A 22,597-nucleotide genomic window follows, 5' to 3' on the forward strand; every position below is an offset into this window, starting at 1 on the left:
GCTCTTGCGGCGGTATCCAAGCAGCAAACACCCTTCCTGGGTGAAACCAATTCCGGGCCCTACGGGTCCGGCCATGCACGCCGTTCGGAACGTTTTTCTGGCAACCACTCTACAGTTTTCATTGCGGGGATCATTCCGCTTCCGGGGCCCCGCTTGCCTCTTCGCAAATATTTTTCTCGCCCAAGGAAATGTCCGAAAAGAAAAGCGCCAGCCCAACCGGCCCTAAAAACACGGCGCCGGCGAATTTACCGGCCGTGACAATGGTACGGGAAGGATCGAGGATCAGCTGCGGTCTGGCGAGGGTGCCGCCCAACCCGAAGGGCCGTGACAGCTCCCTGAGAGAAAAGCTGATGTGGCCGAGGTGTTCTTCTCCAAAACCCTTTTTGGGGGAGGGCTTGATGCCGATGTTCAGTGCTTCATTTTTCAGGTCGATGGTGCCGGCCGCCGCCAGGGCCGTCTGTTCCGTATCGAGCACCAGTTTGCAGTCCGCGTGGCCGTCGGTGATGACGTTGGTGCTGATGAGGCAGTTTATTTTGTCGTAGTCGGGCTGCCGTTGAAAGGGATTGATGAGATCCAGCACGTTGCTTCCCAGGTACCTTTCCAGCAACGCCAGATACTTGTTCTGGATGCGGCCGTCATGAATGGTCAGGCGGACGTCTCCGTTGAGGCCGCCCATCAGGGCTGCCGGGGAGTCGCCGCTGCCGTTCAGGTGCAGCCTGGCGTCCAATTTGCCTTCGAGGGTGCTTTCCCGGCCCAGCTGCCGGAGCATGGGACCGGCGTCGAACCCGCTGACCGTCAGGTGGATATCGATTCCGGGCGGGCGCTGGTCCGCTTGCAGAAAGACCGCGGCTATGGCGTTTCCCCCGCCGGCGTCGAAATTCAGGGGGTCGACCGCCAAAGCACCGTTTTCCAATTTGAGATCGAGATTTAAATTGTTGAAAACGAAGTTGCTGAAAAGAAGCTCCCGCCCCTCATAAGCGACCTCGGCGTCCATGCGGTGCAAAAAGGCCAGATCAAAAGGCTTGCTCGAGAAAACACGTCCTTCGGACTCCGGGGGCGCGGCTGAAGGCGCGGTTGCAGTGGTGGCGCGCTTCATTTTTTTTTGAAATGGACGCAGGTTCATTTTGCCGGAGGAAAAACGGCCCTGCAGTGCCGGGCGCTTGTCCGACAGATCCAGAACCCCCGATCCGGAAAGGTCGCTGTCACCATATTGGATGTTCAGGGCCGTCACGTTAAGCCTGTCCGGCCGCGAATCTTCTAACCGGCCGGAGACGTGGACTGGCGTTTGGTCGATGAGACCGGTGCCGTAGGCGCCGTCCAAAACACCGAGATCACGGCTGGCCACATCGAAATCGAACGTCATCGCGCCCAAAGGTTCCAGGCTGCCGACCGTCCCCTGCAAGATGACGCGGATGGTGTCGCTGTCGCCCATGCTGAAATCGAGATAGTTCACCGACGGGGAGCCGTCGGCAAAGGAAAGCTTGGCGGCCACCTCGAGCGGCCCCAGGTCGGGAATGTGCCTGAGCGGTTCCAGCTTGTCAATGGCCAGGGGGGCCAAGGTGAAATGCCCGGCCGTGAGTTTCGATTCGATATCCGGGGGGCCGGCGGTACGGTCGATGGCAACCCGGCCGGTGAAGCGGTTGGGCCCGAGGGAAAGGTTCAGCCCGCCTAACAGAAGCTTGTGGGGTGCGGGGGCCGACAGCCGCCCGGACACGTCAAAGCGTCCCCGCATGGGTATCTGCCTGCCGGTGACGGTCTCCAGGCCGGCAAGATCCCTGCCGGCGGCATTGAAAAGAAGATCGATCTTTCGAAGGCCCGCAAGATCGCCCACGGACCCCTTTACCGCGATGTTCATGAAATCGTCTTTCCCGGCGGTGAGGTGCAGTTGCCGCAGCGCATAAACACCGCCGGAAAAATCGAGGTCCGCCTTGACCGCCAGCGGGCCGAGGTCGCTTCTGGCCCTTAATCGATCCAACAGCGGCGACCTTCCGGCGGGCAGGGCCCGCGTGGTCAAGCTGTCGGTGGCCAGATCCAGGGATAGGGCGGTGTGCGGTCCTGCGAATCCGACGGCGGCACTACCGCGCAGGGTGTTCCAGAACGCCGATACCTCGAGGTCGTCCATGCGGTATGAACCGCCGTCATGATCGTAGACGCTGCCCGAGACGGCAAACGGGCCATCCAATGGCAGGTGATGCCCGACGGCTTTTCCCACCCGCGACAGCTCCGGCCCGGTGATGGCGACATGCAGATCGGCCTGACGCATGTTCGAAAGATCGCCGACGGTTCCCGCAATCGCCACGCTTGCCAGGTCCGTGATTTGTGCCTGCAGGGCGACATGCCTCAGGGAGGGCTGTGCAAGGGGGGCGGACACTTCGAACGTCAACCGCGAGGGACCCACCGCCAACAGGCTTTTTCCGACATCGGGCGGAAGGATTTCCTGGGAAAGCAGGCGTTCCAGGTTCAGGCGGTGGGCGGTTAAATTCCCCTTTATCACCGACGGGCGGTCCTTTACATTCATCTGCAGGGTGCCTCTGACGCTGCTGCGGCCGAGAACTGCCGTGAGTTCCGGGATCCTGATGATGCGCTGGTCGTCCATCAATAGTTGTCCGGACATGGCGAACGGGCCTCTGACGAGGACAGGCCGTTGGAGAATGTTTTGGATATGGGTCAGGTCTTCCCCGAGGATATGGAATTTGAGCCGGATGTCGTCTGGTGGATACACATTCCCCACACCGCCGCTGACAAAGACCCTGGCCAGTTTGGAGGTGCCCATCTGCAGGTCGAGGCGTTCGATGCCGATCCTGTCCCCTGAACCGCTCAATCTGGTCGAAAGGGACAGGGGGCCCCACGGGTCGAGGGCGGCATCGAGCTGCATGTCCAGCACGGGATGCGGCGGGGTGAGATCCAGTTCCATGCTGCCCCGAACGGTATGCTTCCTCCAGGTGACGTGGAAGTCGTCCACCCGGTATCGGTTTGCGGCGGTGCCGGTGACGGTCGCTTCTGCCTGCAACGGGCCGTCTGGAAGGCGCTGCGGGATGCCGGCCAGCACGCCGATGTTTCCGGTGTTCAGGGTGTGCAGCCGCAGCCCCAAGTCGATGCCCGTCATTTCCGAGAGGTTCCGGACGCTTCCGTTAACGGTGACAGCGACCCTGTCGTCCGAACCGACATCCGCCATGAACGATTCCACGGCGAGGTGCCCCCGGTCGTCGTTCAATTGCGTTTCGAAACGGTACCTTCCGAAATCGGGGAGGGCCGTCATTTTTGCCAGGGCGGTAAGTTCGCGGGTGGAGGTGCCTTCGGCCCTTAGGTGGAGGTGGATGCCTCGCAATTGAAGGGGGTCGCGGATTTTTCCTTCAAGGCGGGCTGTTGTCCCTCCAAGACGGGCGGCGGCTTCGAAAACCTGTTCATGCCCGGGTAGAATCCAGTGTGCGATGGGGCCGACGCTGCCCTTCACCGTGCAGGGGAGGCCCTGCATACGGCCGTCTCCCCTGACCCGGATCGGCTGGTCCAGTCCGGGGATGTCCGCCACCGCACGGTCGACCTGCATCGACAGGTTGGCATGCCACCGGTGATCGATGTAGACCAACCGACTGCGCTGTATCTGGATGTCCCTGAAGGCCAGCGCCGGTATGGTAACCGGACCGCTGGTTTCCGGAATATCGAGAAGAAAGTTGGACACGCCCCGGTCGTCGAATTCAAACCGGACCTCGGCCCCCTCCGCACGAATCCTGAAGAAGCGGATTTCGCCTTTGAGCAGCGCTTTCAAATCAAGGCAGGCCGTGGCCTTTTCAACCCTGACCATGTACGGCCGAGATCCCCAGGACGCGTTTTGAAATGTCACCCGTTCGGCCGTCAGTCCGGGAGGGAAGACGGACGTGAGACGGATGTCGCCGCCGATGATCAGGTCCCTGCCGGTGTAGTGCCTGACCGTTTTGCCGATCAACGGCTTGAACCGGTTGAAGTCAAAAAGGTACAGGAAGGTCGAGGCTGCCGCAATCACGACCAGGACAACCAGTACCGCAACGAGAATCTTCTTTTGCTTCTGCATGCCCATTTCGATCATTATAACACGGGATACCCGTCAAGAAAAGCATCCATCACCGCCTGAAAGCCGTTTTTGAACGGCAATCTAAAAAGATCCGAGGCCCAAGGGGCAAGGGGTCCAACGTCGAATGTGGTTGATTCGCTTACGGTATTCAGGTTTCCGGGCAATCAGCCAAAAGCAAATAGACAACCGTTCGATGTTGGACGTTCCCCGACCGCTGAGGTCTTACCCTCTGCCCCTGGGATCCTTGGTCCTGGGGCCCTATTTGAACCGAGATAGCGAGCGCTTACCCTGCAGCTTGCTGCAGGGAGTGTTCAATTTGTTTAGAGTTTTGATGCTGGGATTTAGAATTTACCTGGTTCAGCAATATCAAGACAACACCCTTCCAGGGTGAAACCAGTAGCGGGTCCCGCGGGCTCGGGTATCTACCGTGTCGCCGGCGTTAAGATGGCGCTGCAGGTTGCCCTTTTTGGAATGATGATTAACATACCGGATAGATGTGAATTGCCGCGAAGAAACGCTTACCCCATCGCTACAGGGAGACCGACCATGGCTGGAAAAATTTTCTACAGGGAACGCAGAAAAGTCAAGGATGGTGAGAAAAAGCCCCGTTTTCGGGTCGTGGGTGTCTATGACTGCAACCTAACAGTCTACACGGACCACTTGCGCATGAGCGAACTTGCGCACATTGCCGAAGCCTCTCAGGCCGAGCTGGTGCTTTTGCGCAAGGGGGGCGATAAAGAGAAAAACCGCTGATCTGCCGGCGAAGGCCTGGATAGGAGTGAGGCATGGCACTGGTTCGTGACAAGGATGGCAAAAGACTGCACGTGAAAAGCCGTCTGATGGGTGAAAGCCTGGTGAGCAAGGCGTTCATCGACAACCTGGACATCGCTCCACAGGAGCGTCTCTACCCGGATGTCGCCGTGATGAAAATCGGGGGGCAGTCCATCTGCGACCGGGGGGTAAAGGCCCTTCCCGCCATCCTGAAAGAGATCGTTGCCAACCGGGAAAACAACAAGATCCTCATCACCACCGGCGGCGGCACCAGAAGCAGGCACATCTATACCATAGGGTTGGAAATGGGCATGCCCACGGGCATCATCGCGCGTTTCGGCAGCATGATTTCCGATCAGAACGCCCTGATGGTGGCTACCCTGCTGTCACCCTGGGGCGGGATCAAAATATCCCACAGCGATATCGTCAAACTGCCCACCTATTTTGCCGAAGGCATCATTCCCGTCATGCACGGCATGCCGCCCTATGACTACTTTGCCATCAAGCCGGAAAAAGGGCGGATCCCCACCCACCGGACCGATGTGGGGCTGGTGATTCTGGGGGATCTGATCGGATCGCGGCGGATCATCTTTGTCAAGGATGAAAACGGATTGTACACGGAAGATCCCAAAAAGAACCCGGATGCCGAATTCATACCCAGGATAGGCGCCCGGGACCTGATGGAAAGGGACCAGGACGACCTGGTCATCGAGCGGCCATGCCTGGAGATCATCCAGAACAGCGAGGTCGTAGAACACGTTCAGATCATCAACGGGATGGTTCCCGGCAACATTACCAGGGCGCTGAACGGCGAGCATGTGGGGACCGTCATCTTCAAACAGCAACCGGGTGATTGAGGAAAGATACGCACCCATTCGTGGACGCCTGTCATTGCGCTGCGACGGGCGTCTTTGAGTCGGCGACGGGAAAGATGTGTTTGAACGACGTTCCTTTCCCCGGCACGCTTTCGATCTCGATTTCGCCACCGTACTCTTTTACGATGCCGTAAATAATGGAAAGCCCCAACCCCATCCCTTTGCCTATCTCCTTGGTCGTAAAGAAGGGTTCGAAAATATTCTCCCTGTTTTCTTCCGGGATGCCGATGCCCGTGTCCGATACGGTTATGACGACATGCTCCCGATCATGGCGGGTGGAAATTTCAATCCTTTGGGGGGCGGCCTTATCGGAGGCTTCACGTTTTTTGAGAATCGCATCGCTGGCATTGGCCAACAAATTGAAGAAGACCTGTTCCATGCGGTTGCTTTGCGCCATTATGGTCGGAATCGACTCGTCGAGGTCGACGACAATGTCGATGTCGTGAAGTTTAAGCTGCTGGCCGATAATGCCGAGGACCGCTTCAATGACCGTATTGACGTTGACGTGCTCCTTTTTGTAACCGGGTTTGCGGCCGAATTCACGCAGCAGTTTGATGATTTCGGAGGCGCGATCGACCTGGTCGCTCACCTGTCTGGCAACTTCGATGAGCTGCGGCTGCAGGTTGCCGTGCTGCTTTTCAATCATCATTTGCATGTACTCGCTGCCCATTTTGATAACGTTCAAGGGCTGGTTGAGCTCATGGGCAACGCCCGCCGACATCTGGCCGAGGGTGGCCATCTTGTTTGCCTGAGCCAGTTGGGCATCCTTTTCGAGCAGCTCATTTATATCCGTCACGGCGACGATAACCGCCTGTGTCTGGTGGTAGCGGGTCGGGCATGCCGTCACCCGCACGTAGAACGGTTGCTTGTTTTTTCTGAAATGCTGCTCCTTCAAACTGACCACGCACGCGCTCAAGCTTTCTTCGAACCGGGCGATGCCCAGCTTCATTTTTTCATTGAAATGTTCCTCGCTGGCCATCCCGAGCTCTGAAAACGGTCGCCCGACAAGTTCTTCCTTGCTGTAGCCGTAAGTCTCTTCGGCGCTGGGGTTGGCGTCGAGAATGATGAAATGATCCTTGTCCAGTACGAAGATGGGATTGGGGCCGCTGTCGAACAGCGATCGGTAATTTTTTTCCGATTCGTGCAATGCCCTTTCAGCCAGCTTGCGTTCCGTGATGTCCAGAAAAGCACCGGTGATAAACTCGACTTCGCCGTCTTCGCCGTATATGATCTGGCCGCCCTCTTCCACCCAGACAACGTCGCCGTTTTTTGATTTAAACCGGTATTCCCTGATGTACATCTGGTCCGTTATAAGCGCCTGTTTGAAAATATCCTTGGCGTATTCCAGGTCGTTTTCGTGGACGAGGTCGAACCAGTTCACCCTGCGCGAAGAAAAGTCCTCCCGGCTGTAGCCGGTGAGCGTTTCAATTTTGTCGTCGAAAAAATCGATGTCTCCATTCAGGTAGCCCTTGTAAACGACATTGGGCAGGTTGCGGACGAGGATGCGGTATTTGCGCTCGCTCTCCATGAGCGCCTTTTCCGACCTTTTTTTTTCACTGACATCGAGGGCGATGCACAACAACCCTTCGACCGATCCGTAGGGGCCGCGCAACGCATTGGTGGACATTCTGACGGGGATGTGTTTGCCGCTTTTATGCACATAGGTCCATTCATAGTATCCGAGCGGATCTTCGGCCGCAAAAGCGAAAAACAGATCAAGGTTTTCCAACGGCCGTTTCCGCCCCTTGCCAATCAACCGGCTGCGGATATCCATTTCCGACTTCAGATGAAGAAGCAAAAGGGTGTGATGCCCGATGACTTCGTCGGCCCGGTAACCCAGCATGTTTTCGGCACCCTTGTTAAAAACGGTGATGACCCCCTTTGGGTTCGTGGCGATGATGGATATTTGGGTGGCCGAGTCGAGCACCGTTTTGCGCTGGGCATTGGCAACCTGAAAACGTTGCAGAACGCTTTCCGTCTCTTCAAACTGCTTGACGACAAGGTCGGCGGTAATTTCGGCTGCTTTGCGGGCTTCACGAATCTCCCTGCGCAACAGCTCATTTTCCCTGGCCAGATCTTCGAAAGACCCTTCCGGCACGGCTGCGGGTTTTGTCGGTAAAACGGCGATGTTTCCCATGGCGTCACCTTAAGTCAATGGCGTGTACGGTGCAAACGAGGCACGGATCGAACGATCGCACGACATGATTGACCTCCAGCGGATTCTGGGGGTTTTTGAGCCTTGTTCCGATCAGCGCCTCCTCCCAGGGGCCCCTGACGTCGTCAGTCCCGCGGGGTGAGGCATTCCAGGCGGTCGGGGTTATAATCTGGTAGGACAGGATTTTGTTGTCCTTGATCCTGACCCAATGCCCCAGCGCTCCCCGGGGCGCTTCGACCAGACCGTGCCCCTGCTGATTTTCGATGCCGCCATGGTCGCGGTAGTATTGTTCGGGCTTAGACCGGGCGGTGGCGATGCAATGCTGAACGGCGGGAATGACGAGTGCCGGCCTGACCATTCTGGCCAACTGCCTGATGAACGTGCTCGGGCCGTCCGTGTGCAGGAAATCGATGAAAAGAGGATCGGCGGCAACGACCATTTCCGCCAGAGGTCCCGTTTCCGCCGGTTTCCCGTTATAGCGCGGGGCCTTGGCCCATGAATATTTGAGGTCTTCACTGCCGGTGGCATACGGCAATGTTTCCCCGTTATAAGGATGCTTGCTTTTTCCGTTTTCGACAAACCATGAGTGGGAAAGGTCTTCGGTGATGTTTTCCTGATCCATAGGGAACAGGCGCTTGTCCGCATAAAATCCACCGCCGGTTAAAAACCTTTTTTCGCCCCCTTTTTGACCGCCGGCAATCGGGATGCCGAAGCTGATGAAGTTGCCGTGGCCTTTGCCGGTCCGGTGTAATCCGATCTTTGTCGCAAACCGTATGAAAAGCCCCAGATCGCTTTTTAAGTGAGCGTCGCTTTCCTTGAGCCAGGCAAGCAAATCGGCTTTTGACTGCACGGCGCGCCACCTTTCCAGGCTGCACCCCAGTATCTGACGCTCGTACCAGCGTTTGAAATTGTTGAGGAGGTAGGAGCACCGGTTCAACTCGTTGATGTTCGGTACGGACACGACACCGCCGGGGACCATAAACGAGGAGTGCGGCCACTGGCCTCCGAGGATGGCGATGATTCCCAGCACATCGCGGGTTTCGTTAATGGCCTGCCGTACGGAGGTCCCTTTGAGCGGTGTGTACCGTTTGACCACTTCGGCATGGAGCGGCTCCTGCCGATAGGCGGCATCGGTGAAGTCGGGCATAAACAGCAGAAAGGCATGGCGGATATCGTTTTGGAGCATTTCCGTCATCGCGGCAACGTTTCTTATATATGTGGCCTGACGCGGAACCGCTACATCGTAAATCTTGTCAAGCGCCCTGGCTGCCGCGTGAAGATGGGATGTGCTGCAGATGCCGCAGATGCGGGGCGTTATGACCAACCCGTCAAGGGGGGCGCGGCCTGTCATGATATTTTCAAATCCACGGTACATGGTTCCGACGCTGCGCGCATCGGCCACGACGTTGTCCTCCAGGTCGACGGCGATTTCCAGATCGCCCTCGACCCGGTTTACCGGGTAAATTTCAACTTTACGCGTCATCTATACTCCATCCTATATGCCGGTTTTTCTGGTTTTCAAACGTTGAGGGGCGGCCGCTGCGGCCATGCCCTTGTAGGCCATATAATGGGCGCGGTTGACGCCTTCCGGAAGCTCGATCGGAATTCCTTCGATATTGCGGGTTTCGAAAAAAGGATACGGCTGCGGAAAGTCCGGGCGTGTGCAGCCGAAACAGGGGACGCCGATCCGCGTCTTTGAAGAAAGCCGTTGCCAGAGCAGCTTGTTACACGGTCCGTGCGCCAGAGGACCGTGGCACCCCAGGTGAAAAAACATGCACCCCTTTTCGCCGAAGCGTTTGTCTTCCACCCGGTATTCATGATATTCGTTGCGCGTACATCCCTGGTGGACCATGATGTTGTACCACTCCGCGGGTGACTGGTGCTCCGTCAGGTTCAAGGTCGCATCGGAAGCCAGCATGGCAAGGGTGCCGCCGATGATGTCGTGGTGGCACGGGCATCCCGGCAGGTTGATTACGGGATGACCGCTTTTGGATTGAAACGCTTCACCCATAAAGCCGCCCTTTTCCCATTTTAAAAACTGCATTCCGGTCGCTTCGATTTCACTGTCGGTTCCGAAACCGCCGAAGCTGGCGCATGTTCCTACGGCAACGACGTACCGGGCCTGACGTGCCAGAGCGGCGACGAGGTCTTTTTTCGGCTTTCCATTGACCAGGTCATAGGACCCTGTTCCCCGGGGGCCGCGGATGATGGCGCCTTCGATACAGAGAAAATCGAGCCGCTGCCGCCCGGCCAAAAGGTCCGACACCAATTGCCGCTGATCCGCACGGCTTTTGACGGATATGGCGGGATGCCACAATACTTCTATGTCGAGGGAAGCCAACAGTTCGGAAAGGTTCGGTGATTCGATGTTGAACATCGACCATGTGTCTCCGCCGCATCCGCCGCACTGCAACCAGAAAAGCGTCTTTTGCATGCCTCTATACCCCCTGTCGATACATTAATACCTATTTGTTCAAATCCCACTGAGAAAGGTTGTCCTCCGCCTTTGCAAGGGCCTTCTCCAGTTCCTCCCGCTCTATAGGCTTGTGCAAAAACGCTGTGGCATTCAGCTCCATGGCCTGTTTCATCAAATCCTGATCGCCATGGCCGGTCATGACGATCACCTGCACGGAGGGATCGATGGACTTGAGCTTCTCGAGGGCCAATAGGCCGTCCATGCCCGGCATTTTAATATCGGTGAAGACAATCGGCGGCCGTTCCTTGTTAAACAGCGCGATTCCGTCCGCCGCATTCTCCGCTGTAAGGGCTTCGTAACCAAAGGCTTCGAGAAAAAGATTGAACATAAACAGGGTCGGTTGTTCATCGTCGATAACGAGCGCCTTACGCATGAGCCATTTCACCTTTCATGAGTTCAGGGAGGTGTTCACCCCACGCCGGGAGTCACTGCCGAACCGGTGCTGCATGGGCAGGAAAAAACAGGATAAATTCAGTTCGCCGGCCCGGTTCACTTTTTATTTCGAAACGACCGTTGTAGCTTTTCACGATTTCTCTGCAGACAGTGAGGCCGAGCCCCTTGCCGCTTCCCGTGGCCTTTGTCGTGAAGAAAGGCTCCGTTATTCTATGGACCAGATGGGCGGGGATGCCGATGCCGTTGTCGGCCAACCGCACGTTGACGTAATTCCTACGGGCCGCTGTCCGGATCGTTATTCGCGATTCGCTGTGCATTTCCCCGGCGGCGGATTTCTTCACGGCTATGGCCTCACAGGCATTGACCAGGAGATTGAAAACGACTTCACTGATTTTTTTAGGATGAGCGTAAATATAGGGTATGGTGTCATCCAAATCAAGCTGAATATCGATGCCTTCGATCTTCAGCCGGTTTTCGACCAGCACGATGGCCTCGAGAATGGCCTTGTTGACGTCGGTGGGCTCCCTGCTGAAGCCGGGCTGGCTGCCGAAAGCCGTCAACCGGCGAATCAACTCGGATGCCCGGTCCACCTGCGTTCCTATCTCGTTCGACACGCGGGAGATCCGACCCGCTTCGACGGAGGTTGCTTGCTGGGAGACCATTTTCAGGTAGTCGCTGCCCATTTTGATCGCATTCAGGGGCTGGTTCAACTCATGCGCGGCCGAGCCCGAAATGCCGCTCAATGTCGGCATCAGCTTCAGCAGATCCCAGGCGGTAACAAGCTCGACCTTGAGCATCAAGGCTGGCAGGATCACCAGGTCTCCCGCCAGCGCCGCCAGCATGGTGATGAGCATTAAAAGACCGAATTCCGACGTGGGCTTGAAACTGGAAAAAAGCAGAACCGCAAACCCCAGGCCGATGATCATGGTCGTGCAGAGAACCGGCCGTCCGACATGCATCACGGCGTCTTTAAGGGCGCGGTCCTTATCCAGATCCTTTTTGAATTCCCGGTTGTACCGGTACAGATAGTGAATGGTGTCGTCAACGGCGAGCCCGATGGCGATACTTGCAATCAGGCTGGTTACCATGGACAGGTGGATCCCGAACCAACCCATAATGCCGAAAGTCATGACGATCGGAAAAGCGTTCGGCAGAATGGCGATAAATCCGACCTTGGTGGACAGGAAAAGAATCAGCATGATCACGAAAATAAAAACCATGGTCAAGGCGAAACTCTTGGCCTGGCCCCACGTCAGGAGATGGCTGCTGGCCGCGGCCACCATGCCGAACCCGGTCACTTCCCAATCGGGGATATCGGGAAATTCCATTTTGACGTGGTCCAGAATGGTGTCTCTGAGGGCTAAGAAATCCCGTGAACTGGAAATGTGGGTCAGCAGCATGACGTTGGCCTTGGAAAAGGCGGGGTTCATAAACCGGGTCAGCATGTCGTCGCCCAGCATGGTCTTGTAGCTGTTGATCAGCATGCGGACCTCGAAGCCTTCGGCGGGCAATGTATAATAATCCGGCTTGTACTGATTCATGGCGTAGTTCACCAGCTGCATATAATCCGCGAAAGACACGGTCTTGTCGATCCCCGGCAGGGTTTCCAGATAATGCTGGAGCTTCTCGATGCGGGCGATGTTGAGCGGGTTTTCAAAAAAATCATCCTCCCCGCCGTCCATGACGACATTGACGGGAAAGCTTCCCGAAAGGTCTTTGTAAATATCGTGAAAGTGCCGGCTGATTGACGTGCGGGGTTTGAAAAAACCCATGGGGTTGGTTTCGACATGTATGAAAAAGATGCCGGCGATGCCCAGCACCACCAGCCCGCAGATGGAAAGCAGGACGGGTGTGCGCTTTTCCAGATTGACCTTCACGATCAATTCGAGGAGTTTTTCGAAGCCGCCGCCGTTTTTCCGGCCCCCCCCCTGCCGCTTGGGCGGGGGAACCAGGAGAAGGGCCGCCGGAAAAGCGGTTAGCAGGATGACCAGAAGGCTGAGCATGCCGAAACAGGAAAGCAGTGCGAATTCGTGAATGGCCTGCATGCGGTTGACCAGCAGGGAGGTCAGGCCGATAACCGTTGTCAGGACCGTCAGGATGGTCGGCAGCAAAACGGCGCCATAGGCTTCTATTACCGCATGGTAGCGCGAGCCGGTATGCCGGCAGCAGGTAAAATAGGTGGCGATGATGTGCATGCAGTACGCCGTTCCCACGGCGATCAGGAAAACAGGCACAACCATGGTCATCATAGACAGGGGGACCCGTAACCAACCCATCAGCCCGATCGTCCATACCAGAGCCGACATCACCGTTCCCAGCACCACGACGGTCACCGCGATATTGCGAAAGAGGATCCACAGGAGGCCGGCGACCAGCAAGAGGGTGATGAGCGGCAGGCGTTTGAAATCTTTCTCGGTGTAGCGGGCCATCGCCTGAGATACCAGCGGCATGCCGATCTGGTAGCTGGTAACGGGCTCGGGGACGTCGTCGATGAGGGCCTGGATATCGTGTATGACCTGCTCCTTGTCCGCATCGATGTTCAGGACGACGGTTAGAACCGTCGTTTTCAGATCTTCCGAGAGGAGATTCTTTTTAAACAGGTCGACGGGTTGAATGATCGCTCTGAACCTCTTCAGTTCCCACTTCCGCGACATTTCGACGGCTTTTTTAATCTCGGGCAGGCTGATAACCCGCTTTATTCCCGGGAGCTTCTGGAGAGCGGCGGACATTTTTTCCACGAGACCGAAATTCTGCCGCTTGAAAATTCCATCCGTGCGTACAACGACCCGTATAATTTCATCGGAACCGAATATCGCTTTGAAGGTGTTGTAACTGGCGGTTTCGGGCGAACGGTCCACCACCATATCGTAGACGGACGTTCGAAATGCAATGCCGGGGATGCGCCATCCGAAGCCGACCGTGATCGCCGCGAAGATCAGAATGACCGCAAGCGGCCTTTTCAGAATGCCCTGCAAGAATTCCGCAAAGAGCCTCCGGTCCAAGTTGGCATGAATGGGTTCTTGTTCCATTCTATCGGGGTTTCTTCCTGACACCGGCGATGATTTTCGGCATGATTTCTCCGGCACTGCCCTCGATGCGGATGTCCGCCAGGTGGTCCAATTCAGTGGGCCCCAGGTTGACGATCACCAGTTTGGCTCCGCTTTCGCGGGCAAACCTGGGAATGAGTGCGGCAGGGTAAACGGACAGGGTCGATCCCAGAACGACACAGAGGTCGCATTCTCTGGAACGGCGCTCCGCTTCCGACAGCACGCCAATGGGCAGCTGCTCGCCGAACAGGACCGCATCCGGCTTGAGCATGCCGTTGCATTTTTCGCACACCGGTTCTTCGATGCCGCTTTCCATCCATCCTGCCACGGTCTGCATGGGATAACGGCTGTGACACTTCAGGCACTTGGCGTGACTCAGGTCGCCGTGCAGCTGGAAAACCATTTCATCCGACGTGCCGGCCTTCTGATGCAGGCCGTCGACGTTCTGGGTGACGACACCGCAGAGCTTGCCGCTTCTTTCGAGGTCCGTTATGGCCAGGTGGGCGCGATTCGGTTCGGCTTTGAACATGGACAGTTCGCCATCCGCCAGCAGGGACCAGTGCAGCCTGCGGGCCCTTTTGTCCTCGAGGAATTTTTGGATCGTAAAGTCCTCGGGATCGAACTTGGTCCAAATGCCGTCGGGCCCCCGGAAATCGGGTATGCCCGACTCCGTGCTGACGCCCGCCCCTGTGAAAACCAACACCTTGTTCGACCGGCGGATCAATTGCGCCGCTTCCTCTATCTGTGCGTTAATTTCATCCATGCGCAGGGCTCCTTTCGCAGCTATTCTGTCGACCACAGAGGCACAAAGCCCACAAAGAAATCGAGGTGCTTTTCTAGCGGCAAGGCCGCATATCCAATATCGCGAAGCGATATTAGTCTTTGATCGTTTTGGAGAGGTCCGGCATGGTTTCGGGCTTGTCCCGGTGCATGTAGCGGCTCTCGCCGTCACGTGCGGTGACGTTTTCATACACCCCGTCGTCCCTCTTCACCAGTTTGGTGAACCCCAGGTCCCGTAGCTCACCGTTCGTTTTGGGGGCGCTGATGCCCACCAGGGATATCAGCTTTCTGACCGGTCCGCCGCAAACCGGGCACGCTTTCAAAGGCTTTTCCTCCAGAGACTGGGTGGCTTCGAACACGCTTCCCAGGCTGCAGGGTTTTTCAAGATGTTCATATTCGTAAACAGGCATTTTTTTCATTCCCCGCCGGTTGTCCGGCCGAATTTTACACTACTTCCTTCCCGGAATAAACCCCCAAGGTGGGGGGCAATCAGCTTTTTCGAATTTCCCACAGAAATACCGCTGCGGAAAGGACTTTGACGACGACTCCCCGCTTGTCAGGGAGCGCGGCCACCGCAGAAGGGGATAGTTCAAAATAACGTCCCGCCAGAGGGCCTGCAGCAGTACCTTGAAGAAAAACCAGCGCACCTTGCGGAAGCGTTTCCAGTGGTAGCCGGAGTTGTCGGGTGTGCCATGCATAGCAGCGTAAGTATAAAATGGCTGCGCCGGCAGGTCAACACACATAACTTACGTGTTGCAACCCTTTTAAACCGGCATGATAAAACGGGTTCTCCGGGCCCGGTCGGAGAAATTTGCCTGTGCCGGTAATAGCGATACTAAAATTCCAAGCACGAAAACCCGAAATCCCAAACCATATCGAATGGCCAAAATTCAAATGATCAAAAAGTGTATGTAAGCCACCAGCCGTTTGGTTTCATTTTGTGTCATTTGATATTTGGATTTGTTTAGAATTTCGATATTTGGATTTAGGATTTACATGCTTCAGCAGTATAGAGACAACACCCTCCCAGGATGTGACCGATGCCGGGCACTATGGGCCGTGGCATCTATAGCAGGTGAGATCAGGGTCGAATGAACTTTTTGCCGACAATGCGCATGGGGTCGACGGGCGTGCGGCCCACGCTGACACCCCAGTGGAGATGCGGTCCGGTGGCGCGGCCTGTCCGGCCGACACGGGCGACGATCTCACCCTGGCGAACCAGGTCGCCTTCCCCAACGGCGACGCTGTCCAGGTGGATGAAAATCGAGCTAACCCCCAGGCCGTGGTCGATCATCAGCACATTGCCCATGAGAAACGTGTCTTCGGCGACCAGCAGGACGATCCCGTCTGCGGGGCTGCGGGCCGGCGTTCCCAGAGGGGCGGCGATGTCCAGACCGGCATGGGGCGAGCGCGGCTCGCCGTTGAGCACGCGCTGACTTCCGAAAACCCCTGAAATTCTGCCTTTGACCGGCAGGACAAACCCTTTTTTCAGGAACAGCGGCAGCGCGTAGGGAGACATGCGGCGCACGGCGCTGATTTTTTGGCGATCCGCTGCGATGCGGCGACGCTCTTCCTGCCCCGGATCGACGTAATTGCCTGCCAGTCCGTCGATGTGCTGCACGTTCCACGCGTACTTGAGTGTTTGAATGGTGTGGACGGTAGTTTTCTTTTTATAGCGAGCGGTTACCATGAGGTCCCGCTTCAGGTCTCTGGAAAACCCAAGCACGAAATATCCCTGCGGGCTCACGGTTTGATCCCTGCCGTTGACGCGCAGGCGGGACCCGGGAATCGCCCTGCCGACCACCAGGTCGCCCTGGAAGGATCTTTGCGGGAGATGGAGTTCCATTGCCCGGGAAACGGGCGCCGCCAGGAGCAGCGCAAGTGCGAGTACACAGCAGCGGCGGCAGATGTGGAGAGAGGAAAAGATTATCATGGAAAGCATCCATAACGTTTTTGGGCGGGCATTGCAATGGTACAAAATTTCACGGTTCTTCCGGGGGGCTGTGCATCTGCATCCATCCCCGCCTGAAAGGCGTAGTCAGAGGTCGGGGAACGTCCAACATCGAACGGTCGGCCATTTGCTTTTAGCTGATTTTCCGGAAAACCTGAATACAGTATGCGAATAAACCGCATTCGACGTTGGATGCTCGATGTTCATTTTCCAATAGAGTGAAGACAGGTGACTCAAAATCGAAAAAGTGAAACGCCACTCAAGACGTAAAACCTAAAACGTAAACCGGCCTGTTTGTGGTTGAGAGCTCCAGGTGATTGTGGCATGCTGCCATTATGGAACTGACCATCGTCATCGGCGCCATCGTGGCCTTTTTTGAAATCGTGGGGGTGGTATCGGCCATCGACGCCATCATGACCTCGCGGACGTCCCAAGGGGCCATTGCCTGGGTGGTTTCCCTGGTGGCGATGCCCGTTGCCGTGGTCCCGCTTTACTGGATTTTCGGCCGCAACAAGTTCAGAGGGCATGTCAAACTGAGGAATTCGACCGACGTCCAGGTGCGGCACGTCATCGAAAATATGAAGGCGGTTTTTGAAGAAAAAGGGGTGATCGACGAAGCCCGCCATCGGCAGGCAAGGGCCCTGGCAAATATGAGTGACCTGCCGCCGACCCGGTTCAACACGGCGGACCTGCTGATCGACGGCACCGAAACGTTCGCGGGCATCTTTGCCGGCATCGATTCGGCAACCGAATACATCTTGATACAATTTTTCATCGTGCATGACGACACGCTGGGCAGACGGTTGAAGCGGAAGCTGCTCAAACGGATGCAAGAAGGTATCCGCGTCTACTTTTTATACGATGAGATCGGCAGTCACAAGCTTCCGGACGCCTATATACAAGAGCTGCGCCAGGCGGGTGCCGCTGCCGTGCCTTTTAGAACGACCAAAGGCAGGGCCAACAAATTTCAGCTCAATTTTCGCAACCACCGGAAGATTGTGGTGGTCGACGGTAAGTCGGCTTACGTGGGCGGCCATAATGTGGGAGATGAATACCTCGGCCAAAGCGCCCGCTTCGGTGCCTGGCGGGACACGCATGTAAAGATGACCGGCCCTGCCGTGCAATGCCTGCAATACAGCTTTCTGGAAGACTGGTACTGGGCCGACGGCACCATCCCGGAGCTCAACTGGAATCCAGAGATCGGCAACACGGAGGGAGAGGTGTGTCACGTGGTGGCTTCAGGGCCCGCAGACGATTTCGACACCTGCGGTCTCATGTTCGTGCATGCGTTCAATTCCGCCAAAAACCGGGTGTGGCTCGCAAGCCCGTACTTCGTTCCCGACCGTCAGACGCTCACCGCGATTCAACTGGCCGCCCTGCGCGGGGTGGATGTGCGCATCCTGCTGCCGGAAAAGCCAGACCATCTGCTGGTGTACCTGGCCTCTTTTTCCTATTACGGCGAGACGCTGCCGGCGGGCGTTCGGCTCTATCGTTACACAGCCGGGTTCATGCACCAGAAGGTTCTGCTGGTGGATGACGACGTATCCGCGGTCGGCACGGCCAATTTTGACAACCGGTCGTTCCGGTTGAATTTCGAGGTCACCCCCCTATTTTTTGACAGCCGGTTGGCCTCCCGGGTCGAAGCGATGCTGGCCAACGACTTTGCCCGGAGCCGCCGGGTGACCATGGCCGATATCGATAGCCGCTTCATCGGCTTCAAGGTGCTGACGCGCCTGGCACGCCTGATGTCCCCCATTCTATAAAAACCGCGCCGGAGGATCCCGCCCGTGAGGGCAGGGGTGAATGGCGCCGGCTTTTACCTTGTTATTGGTTATAGGTCCGTTTTTTTGCGCCTGGCAGCGCCGGCGTGGGACCCGGCGGCAATCAGCAGCAGTCCGACGATGGTGCCGCCCAACGGTCTGGCGGTACCGTCGTGGAAAACACTCAGGCTGACTGCGGCCAGGCTGGCCATGAACATGGGAACCGCGTTTACCATGGCCGAAGCCACGCCGGTGGGGCGGTCGGTGGTGTCCATGGCCTTCATGGGGGCGATGGCGAAAACCGGGGCCAGCCCAAAGGTCATCACGGCAAACAGCAGGGTCAAAGCGGTTGCCGCAAGATGCCCGCTGAATATCGATCCGGCCAGCCCCAGGGCGCCGGCGGCGGTGACCCCGAGACCGATTTTCAGAATAAAGGTCATCTCGAAGGCTCCGGCCAGTTTGCGGGTGATGCCGTTGGACACCACATAGGACAGCACCGGTGCAATCATGAACCATCCGTAGGTCTGGGTGGGTACGCCGAGGTGGGAAATCAGAATGAATGGTGCGGATGTCACCATGGACAGGATCATGCCCGACCCGGCTCCGGTCATCACGGCATAGTTCATGAAGTGCGGGTTGGTCAGCAGGTTGCCGTAGTCACCGACGATGCGGGTGATGCGAAGATCCGATCGGCCGGGTGGGGATGTTTCCGGAAGGTTGCGCCAGATGATCAGCGATGTTACCGCACCGAACAGGGCGATGACGGCGAAGTTGGCTCTCCAGCCGAGCCATACGTGGATGTACCCGCCGACGATGGGTGCGGTGGCGGGTGCCAGGGCGATGGCCATGCCGTAGATGGCGAGCGCCCTGATCCTGTGCGCACCTTCAAAAAGATCGTAGATGATGGCATACACGAGTACGGCCTCCGCCGCAGAAAAAATTCCCTGGAATATCCGGAGGAAAATAAGCTGGGAAATGGATTGGGAGGCGATACAGGCCAGGCTGGCGAGAGTGAAACCGGTCATGCCCGCCAGCATTACCGGCCGCCGCCCGAACCGGTCGGAGACGGGCCCGTAGATCAGTTGCATAAGGCCGAACGCCAGGGCATTGAGGCTGAGCGACAGTTTAACCACGGCCGGTGTCGTCTGGAAATAATCGACCAGGTGGGGCATGCTGGGGGTGTACAAATGCGTGGACATCATGGCCGAAACGGTGGCCATGATCACGCCGGTCAGAATCATTGTCTGTCTGGATTGGCTATCTTGACGCAATCAGGACTCCGATCGAGCGGTACACGCGTGCTGATGAGCGTAACCCCTCGATGTGACCGCTTGCCGGAAGACGATGCTAATGACGCGGTTTGGCACGCCTGTCGTCCGTACTTCTCCTGTTATCCTGGTCCTCCCGCCGTTCAGGAATGTGTGCGGCATACGAGAATTGACGCCTGTCGATGCCGGAACGCCGACCGTGATTGTCGGAATGGGATGTCCTGTTCATGACGCTTCCCCTGTGTTATTTTTTGGGGAGGGTACATATCACAATATATAGTGGTTTGTCAATGATAAAAGCCATATATAGTATCAAAGCCAAGCGATTGCCGAAGCTTGCAAGCCTGTGGCGGCATTGCTGCATATCCGCATGTGAAATGGAAGATTCTTTGCTTACTTACGTTATCCTGACGTAGGCTGCTCACGAAAAGGGGGTTAGATGAACTGGACGCCAATCATCTTGCTGCCCGCCCACATAACCTCGGCCCTACGCTTGACGTTTTTTGATTTGTCGGTGAAGGGGATGGTGATGATGATTTGCTCTCCCGGTTCGATTCTGGGCATGCCTCCGGTGTGAATAAGCGCACCGCCGCGGCTGATGTTCTTGACGGTTGCGGTGTAAACCTTATTTTCGACCGAAAAATATACTTCGGCGCTGTAAGGCTTCCTGGAATCCCGTCTTCTGAACTGATCGAAATCGTGAGGATCGGCCATGGCTCTCCTTTCAGAATGAGCAGGTGAAAGCAAATTTTGGCCAAACATTACCACGTTTTCGGTGGATTTTAAATGCCTAATTGGGATTTAGGATGTACCTGTTTCAGCACGTGGACTTCATCACCTATCCCAGCCTGTATGAAGGCTTCGGCAATGCCTTTCTCGAGGCCGTCTATTTCAGCAAGCCGATTCTGATCAACTTTTTCGGTGTGGAGTAATTACCCCCGACGTCAAGAATAACGCAACCCCATGCCAGGGGTGCCGGCTGTCCACCGGGGTGTTATTCTTTCTCCCGGTTCGTTGATGGCGTCTAATTTGAACTCAGGTGGCACTTAATATGCATGTGCCCAGAGGGAAAGGATCGGGAGATGAACGAACACATGGAAGAAATCGCGATCTCGGCGCTGATCGTATGCCTGCTGGCACTGTTCCCGGGTTCTGCGCAATCGTCGGAGCCATTGGTAACCGTTTCCGGCGTCGTGAGCGACGAGGGGCAATTGTTCGGCGATGACGGTGTCATATACGAGATTGCGGATAACGAAATGGGCTTTGACTTGATGGAAATGTCGGGCTGCCGGGTGAACGTGAAGGGCCATGTCATGACAACCGATGAAACCCTTGTCCTGGTGGCGGTGGAATTTGAGGTGACCCGTGAGTGATAATGGCGGGCCGGCGGCTTCTGTCGATACGGCAATTGTGTCCGGTTCCGGTCCTTGGGGCCGATCTGCGGTGGTATTAACAAGATACCGGAGTTCCGATTGAAAATAATTGGGAATCGGGAGTTCCGGTTTAAACATGAACACCTGGCTTAGACGGGAAGCGTTTTGGGAGTGTCGTCATGGAAAGTGAACGCATTGTCTGCATACAGTGTGAAAATGAATTCGAGTTCAGTATTGCTGATCAAATTCGCTATGCCGAAAAGGGATTTGAGCCCCCTCGGCGTTGCCCTGCCTGCCGCAGGAACAAATCCAAAATCATTTATCTGGACGGAAAACGGGAGGCAAAGAACCGGAGGGTACCGCATCGCAATAGAAAGGAAAGCGAATACTAGGCCGGCGAAACATGTTAGCAACAGACAGAATGTCTTTTAACCATTTATTATAAGAGGGTCGTTTCGATGAAAATTAATCTGGAAAAAGATCTGCAAGCCGTCAGTAGCCGACTCACGGCGCTTTCTAAAGAGATCGACAGGATCGCCGCCGGGATCGGGAAACCCAAAAAGCCCAAAGCCAAACCTGCAGCAGGGAAGGCAGGCTCAAAAGGCAGTAGAAAAACCGCCGCCGCTCAAACGGCGCCGGGCGGGCAAAAAGAGGCCGGGCCTTCCATCGAGATCGATCCGATCCTGGAAAACGGGATTGCGGAGGATATGCCGGACTATAATACCGGAGCAGACGCCCCTGTTTGAGTCGAATCGCTCCGGCGCCCGCCACCCCCGGTCTGACGGGGATTGGCGGGCGTATCCAAAAGGCGGCTTGCGTTTTAACGGCTCAATTCACTCCAGCATTCACCCAACACCGGGGTTCTCAGCTACAAGTAATCAAACGGCGCCAGGCCGTAAAGGGCCCTGGCCCTGTCACAGTGGTAATTCCTGGCGCCTTCCTGCCAGGAAGCCTCAAAACTCCTGCACACGGTGGGCCTCGATACGTAGATGGTGCAGGTCACCCGATGACCGATCTGACCCTCCAGTGCGGTGCATCGTTTGTGTTTCAATTCAGTTCCCTTCATCGCACAGATCGAGCCGTCGATTGACGTGGCGAACGCTTCGGGGACCCAGCCCCCGTTGTCGTGCATCATTTCCACAGCCGGAAACCGCACGATAAAAGCAGCGCAGCAGGCGCCGCAGCGCATGCACGGGTTCACCTCGCTGCAATGCAAACGGATTCGGTCCAACATAGGCATTCCCCGATTTCAAGTCACGTGATCCGAAAACATAATGCACGGGGCGTGCCATTTCATACCGGGAAAAGCAGAAGACAGAAGTCAGAAGCAAGGAGCAAGGGAAATTGAACCGCCCGCTGCGCTCGAGTCGCAGAGGACGCAGAGAATAATTTTACCCTGCGGGGCTTCTAAGAAGTCGGATGCCTCAAGCAAGGGCAATCGAATCACAAAGCCACCAAGGACACAAAGGTATTTTACATTGAGGGTTCAAGGGTCCAAGGAGCCGAGGCTCCAAGGGTAAAGCCAGAAGTCGGAGGCCATGGGCAAATGGTTTATTTTTCATTTTAATTTCAAATGATTGGAATGATGATGGATGTACGGATAGAACTGCGGGTTCCGATTTTTTGCAAAACTCCATGCAACCTTCCGGTGTGTTTCTGCGCGTCATGCATCTTCACGGACCTCCGATCAGATCAATCCA

General features: G+C 56.4%; 19 protein-coding genes. 6 read left to right on the forward strand and 13 right to left on the reverse strand.

All coding sequences use genetic code 11. The annotated features are described in order from the left end of the window. Positions 1 to 130: 130 nt before the first annotated feature. Positions 131 to 4,048 (reverse strand): AsmA family protein, encoded by a 3,918-nt coding sequence (locus LJE94_02560; GenBank protein MCG6908989.1) that lies wholly within the window; start codon positions 4,046 to 4,048, stop codon positions 131 to 133. 546 nt (positions 4,049 to 4,594) lie between these two features. On the opposite strand from LJE94_02560, the gene LJE94_02565 reads away from it, so the two are divergent. Together LJE94_02565 and LJE94_02570 are read left to right on the forward strand one after the other, a co-directional pair. Continuing rightward, a complete protein-coding gene (locus tag LJE94_02565) occupies positions 4,595 to 4,801 on the forward strand; it encodes a hypothetical protein (protein MCG6908990.1) in 207 nt (68 codons plus the stop codon). 32 nt (positions 4,802 to 4,833) lie between these two features. Beyond that, positions 4,834 to 5,676, forward strand: a complete 843-nt coding sequence (locus tag LJE94_02570) for a uridine kinase (protein ID MCG6908991.1) — start codon at positions 4,834 to 4,836, stop codon at positions 5,674 to 5,676. Positions 5,677 to 5,707: 31 nt separating this feature from the next. On the opposite strand, the gene LJE94_02575 is transcribed toward LJE94_02570, so the two are convergent. The 8 genes from LJE94_02575 to LJE94_02610 all read right to left on the reverse strand — a co-directional run bounded on the left by LJE94_02575 (position 5,708) and on the right by LJE94_02610 (position 16,478). Beyond that, positions 5,708 to 7,831: a PAS domain S-box protein gene (locus tag LJE94_02575; GenBank protein MCG6908992.1), complete on the reverse strand. Its 2,124-nt coding sequence runs from the start codon at positions 7,829 to 7,831 to the stop codon at positions 5,708 to 5,710. A 4-nt stretch (positions 7,832 to 7,835) separates the two neighbouring features. Continuing rightward, a complete protein-coding gene (locus tag LJE94_02580) occupies positions 7,836 to 9,332 on the reverse strand; it encodes a nickel-dependent hydrogenase large subunit (protein ID MCG6908993.1) in 1,497 nt (498 codons plus the stop codon). Positions 9,333 to 9,344: 12 nt separating this feature from the next. Next, a complete protein-coding gene (locus LJE94_02585) occupies positions 9,345 to 10,283 on the reverse strand; it encodes an NADH:ubiquinone oxidoreductase (protein MCG6908994.1) in 939 nt (312 codons plus the stop codon). Positions 10,284 to 10,314: 31 nt separating this feature from the next. Further along, on the reverse strand, positions 10,315 to 10,698 hold the full coding sequence (locus LJE94_02590; protein ID MCG6908995.1) for a response regulator: 384 nt from the start codon (positions 10,696 to 10,698) through the stop codon (positions 10,315 to 10,317). 52 nt (positions 10,699 to 10,750) lie between these two features. Then, the gene (locus LJE94_02595) at positions 10,751 to 13,747 is read right to left on the reverse strand and encodes an MMPL family transporter (protein MCG6908996.1); all 2,997 of its coding nucleotides are present in this window, start codon (positions 13,745 to 13,747) and stop codon (positions 10,751 to 10,753) included. A 1-nt stretch (position 13,748) separates the two neighbouring features. Further along, positions 13,749 to 14,528, reverse strand: a complete 780-nt coding sequence (locus LJE94_02600) for an NAD-dependent deacylase (GenBank protein ID MCG6908997.1) — start codon at positions 14,526 to 14,528, stop codon at positions 13,749 to 13,751. 112 nt (positions 14,529 to 14,640) lie between these two features. Continuing rightward, positions 14,641 to 14,964 (reverse strand): zinc ribbon domain-containing protein, encoded by a 324-nt coding sequence (locus tag LJE94_02605; protein ID MCG6908998.1) that lies wholly within the window; start codon positions 14,962 to 14,964, stop codon positions 14,641 to 14,643. Positions 14,965 to 15,626: 662 nt separating this feature from the next. After that, positions 15,627 to 16,478, reverse strand: coding sequence for a M23 family metallopeptidase (locus tag LJE94_02610; protein MCG6908999.1), 852 nt, complete (start codon positions 16,476 to 16,478; stop codon positions 15,627 to 15,629). A gap of 353 nt (positions 16,479 to 16,831) precedes the next feature. Here LJE94_02610 and cls point away from each other — a divergent pair, with 353 nt between their 5' ends. Continuing rightward, the gene (gene cls / locus LJE94_02615) at positions 16,832 to 18,259 is read left to right on the forward strand and encodes a cardiolipin synthase (GenBank protein MCG6909000.1); all 1,428 of its coding nucleotides are present in this window, start codon (positions 16,832 to 16,834) and stop codon (positions 18,257 to 18,259) included. A 68-nt stretch (positions 18,260 to 18,327) separates the two neighbouring features. On the opposite strand, the gene LJE94_02620 is transcribed toward cls, so the two are convergent. The 3 genes from LJE94_02620 to LJE94_02630 form a co-directional block, all read right to left on the reverse strand. Next, complete coding sequence (locus LJE94_02620) at positions 18,328 to 19,527, reverse strand: multidrug effflux MFS transporter (GenBank protein ID MCG6909001.1); 1,200 nt, start codon at positions 19,525 to 19,527, stop codon at positions 18,328 to 18,330. Positions 19,528 to 19,603: 76 nt separating this feature from the next. Continuing rightward, a complete protein-coding gene (locus LJE94_02625) occupies positions 19,604 to 19,753 on the reverse strand; it encodes a hypothetical protein (GenBank protein ID MCG6909002.1) in 150 nt (49 codons plus the stop codon). Between the two features lie 206 nt (positions 19,754 to 19,959). After that, positions 19,960 to 20,238 (reverse strand): PilZ domain-containing protein, encoded by a 279-nt coding sequence (locus tag LJE94_02630; protein MCG6909003.1) that lies wholly within the window; start codon positions 20,236 to 20,238, stop codon positions 19,960 to 19,962. Positions 20,239 to 20,606: 368 nt separating this feature from the next. Here LJE94_02630 and LJE94_02635 point away from each other — a divergent pair, with 368 nt between their 5' ends. The 3 genes from LJE94_02635 to LJE94_02645 all read left to right on the forward strand — a co-directional run bounded on the left by LJE94_02635 (position 20,607) and on the right by LJE94_02645 (position 21,643). Then, on the forward strand, positions 20,607 to 20,897 hold the full coding sequence (locus LJE94_02635; GenBank protein MCG6909004.1) for a hypothetical protein: 291 nt from the start codon (positions 20,607 to 20,609) through the stop codon (positions 20,895 to 20,897). A gap of 179 nt (positions 20,898 to 21,076) precedes the next feature. Then, a complete protein-coding gene (locus LJE94_02640; GenBank protein MCG6909005.1) occupies positions 21,077 to 21,289 on the forward strand; it encodes a zinc-ribbon domain-containing protein in 213 nt (70 codons plus the stop codon). Between the two features lie 66 nt (positions 21,290 to 21,355). Further along, on the forward strand, positions 21,356 to 21,643 hold the full coding sequence (locus LJE94_02645; protein MCG6909006.1) for a hypothetical protein: 288 nt from the start codon (positions 21,356 to 21,358) through the stop codon (positions 21,641 to 21,643). Between the two features lie 122 nt (positions 21,644 to 21,765). Here the strand turns inward: LJE94_02645 and LJE94_02650 are convergent, their stop codons facing one another. Then, on the reverse strand, positions 21,766 to 22,131 hold the full coding sequence (locus tag LJE94_02650) for a YkgJ family cysteine cluster protein (protein MCG6909007.1): 366 nt from the start codon (positions 22,129 to 22,131) through the stop codon (positions 21,766 to 21,768). Positions 22,132 to 22,597: the final 466 nt, after the last annotated feature.

This window comes from Deltaproteobacteria bacterium (genome assembly GCA_022340465.1).
Taxonomy (GTDB): Bacteria; Desulfobacterota; Desulfobacteria; order Desulfobacterales; family B30-G6; genus JAJDNW01.

What these genes read in the sequence shown, in the direction of transcription:
- LJE94_02560 (MCG6908989.1), bottom strand. Translation starts at nt 4,048, where the DNA reads ATGCAGAAGCAAAAGAAGATTCTCGTTGCGGTACTGGTTGTCCTGGTC.
- LJE94_02565 (MCG6908990.1), top strand. Translation starts at nt 4,595, where the DNA reads ATGGCTGGAAAAATTTTCTACAGGGAACGCAGAAAAGTCAAGGATGGT.
- LJE94_02570 (MCG6908991.1), top strand. Translation starts at nt 4,834, where the DNA reads ATGGCACTGGTTCGTGACAAGGATGGCAAAAGACTGCACGTGAAAAGC.
- LJE94_02575 (MCG6908992.1), bottom strand. Translation starts at nt 7,831, where the DNA reads ATGGGAAACATCGCCGTTTTACCGACAAAACCCGCAGCCGTGCCGGAA.
- LJE94_02580 (MCG6908993.1), bottom strand. Translation starts at nt 9,332, where the DNA reads ATGACGCGTAAAGTTGAAATTTACCCGGTAAACCGGGTCGAGGGCGAT.
- LJE94_02585 (MCG6908994.1), bottom strand. Translation starts at nt 10,283, where the DNA reads ATGCAAAAGACGCTTTTCTGGTTGCAGTGCGGCGGATGCGGCGGAGAC.
- LJE94_02590 (MCG6908995.1), bottom strand. Translation starts at nt 10,698, where the DNA reads ATGCGTAAGGCGCTCGTTATCGACGATGAACAACCGACCCTGTTTATG.
- LJE94_02595 (MCG6908996.1), bottom strand. Translation starts at nt 13,747, where the DNA reads ATGGAACAAGAACCCATTCATGCCAACTTGGACCGGAGGCTCTTTGCG.
- LJE94_02600 (MCG6908997.1), bottom strand. Translation starts at nt 14,528, where the DNA reads ATGGATGAAATTAACGCACAGATAGAGGAAGCGGCGCAATTGATCCGC.
- LJE94_02605 (MCG6908998.1), bottom strand. Translation starts at nt 14,964, where the DNA reads ATGAAAAAAATGCCTGTTTACGAATATGAACATCTTGAAAAACCCTGC.
- LJE94_02610 (MCG6908999.1), bottom strand. Translation starts at nt 16,478, where the DNA reads ATGATAATCTTTTCCTCTCTCCACATCTGCCGCCGCTGCTGTGTACTC.
- cls (MCG6909000.1), top strand. Translation starts at nt 16,832, where the DNA reads ATGGAACTGACCATCGTCATCGGCGCCATCGTGGCCTTTTTTGAAATC.
- LJE94_02625 (MCG6909002.1), bottom strand. Translation starts at nt 19,753, where the DNA reads ATGAACAGGACATCCCATTCCGACAATCACGGTCGGCGTTCCGGCATC.
- LJE94_02630 (MCG6909003.1), bottom strand. Translation starts at nt 20,238, where the DNA reads ATGGCCGATCCTCACGATTTCGATCAGTTCAGAAGACGGGATTCCAGG.
- LJE94_02635 (MCG6909004.1), top strand. Translation starts at nt 20,607, where the DNA reads ATGAACGAACACATGGAAGAAATCGCGATCTCGGCGCTGATCGTATGC.
- LJE94_02640 (MCG6909005.1), top strand. Translation starts at nt 21,077, where the DNA reads ATGGAAAGTGAACGCATTGTCTGCATACAGTGTGAAAATGAATTCGAG.
- LJE94_02645 (MCG6909006.1), top strand. Translation starts at nt 21,356, where the DNA reads ATGAAAATTAATCTGGAAAAAGATCTGCAAGCCGTCAGTAGCCGACTC.
- LJE94_02650 (MCG6909007.1), bottom strand. Translation starts at nt 22,131, where the DNA reads ATGTTGGACCGAATCCGTTTGCATTGCAGCGAGGTGAACCCGTGCATG.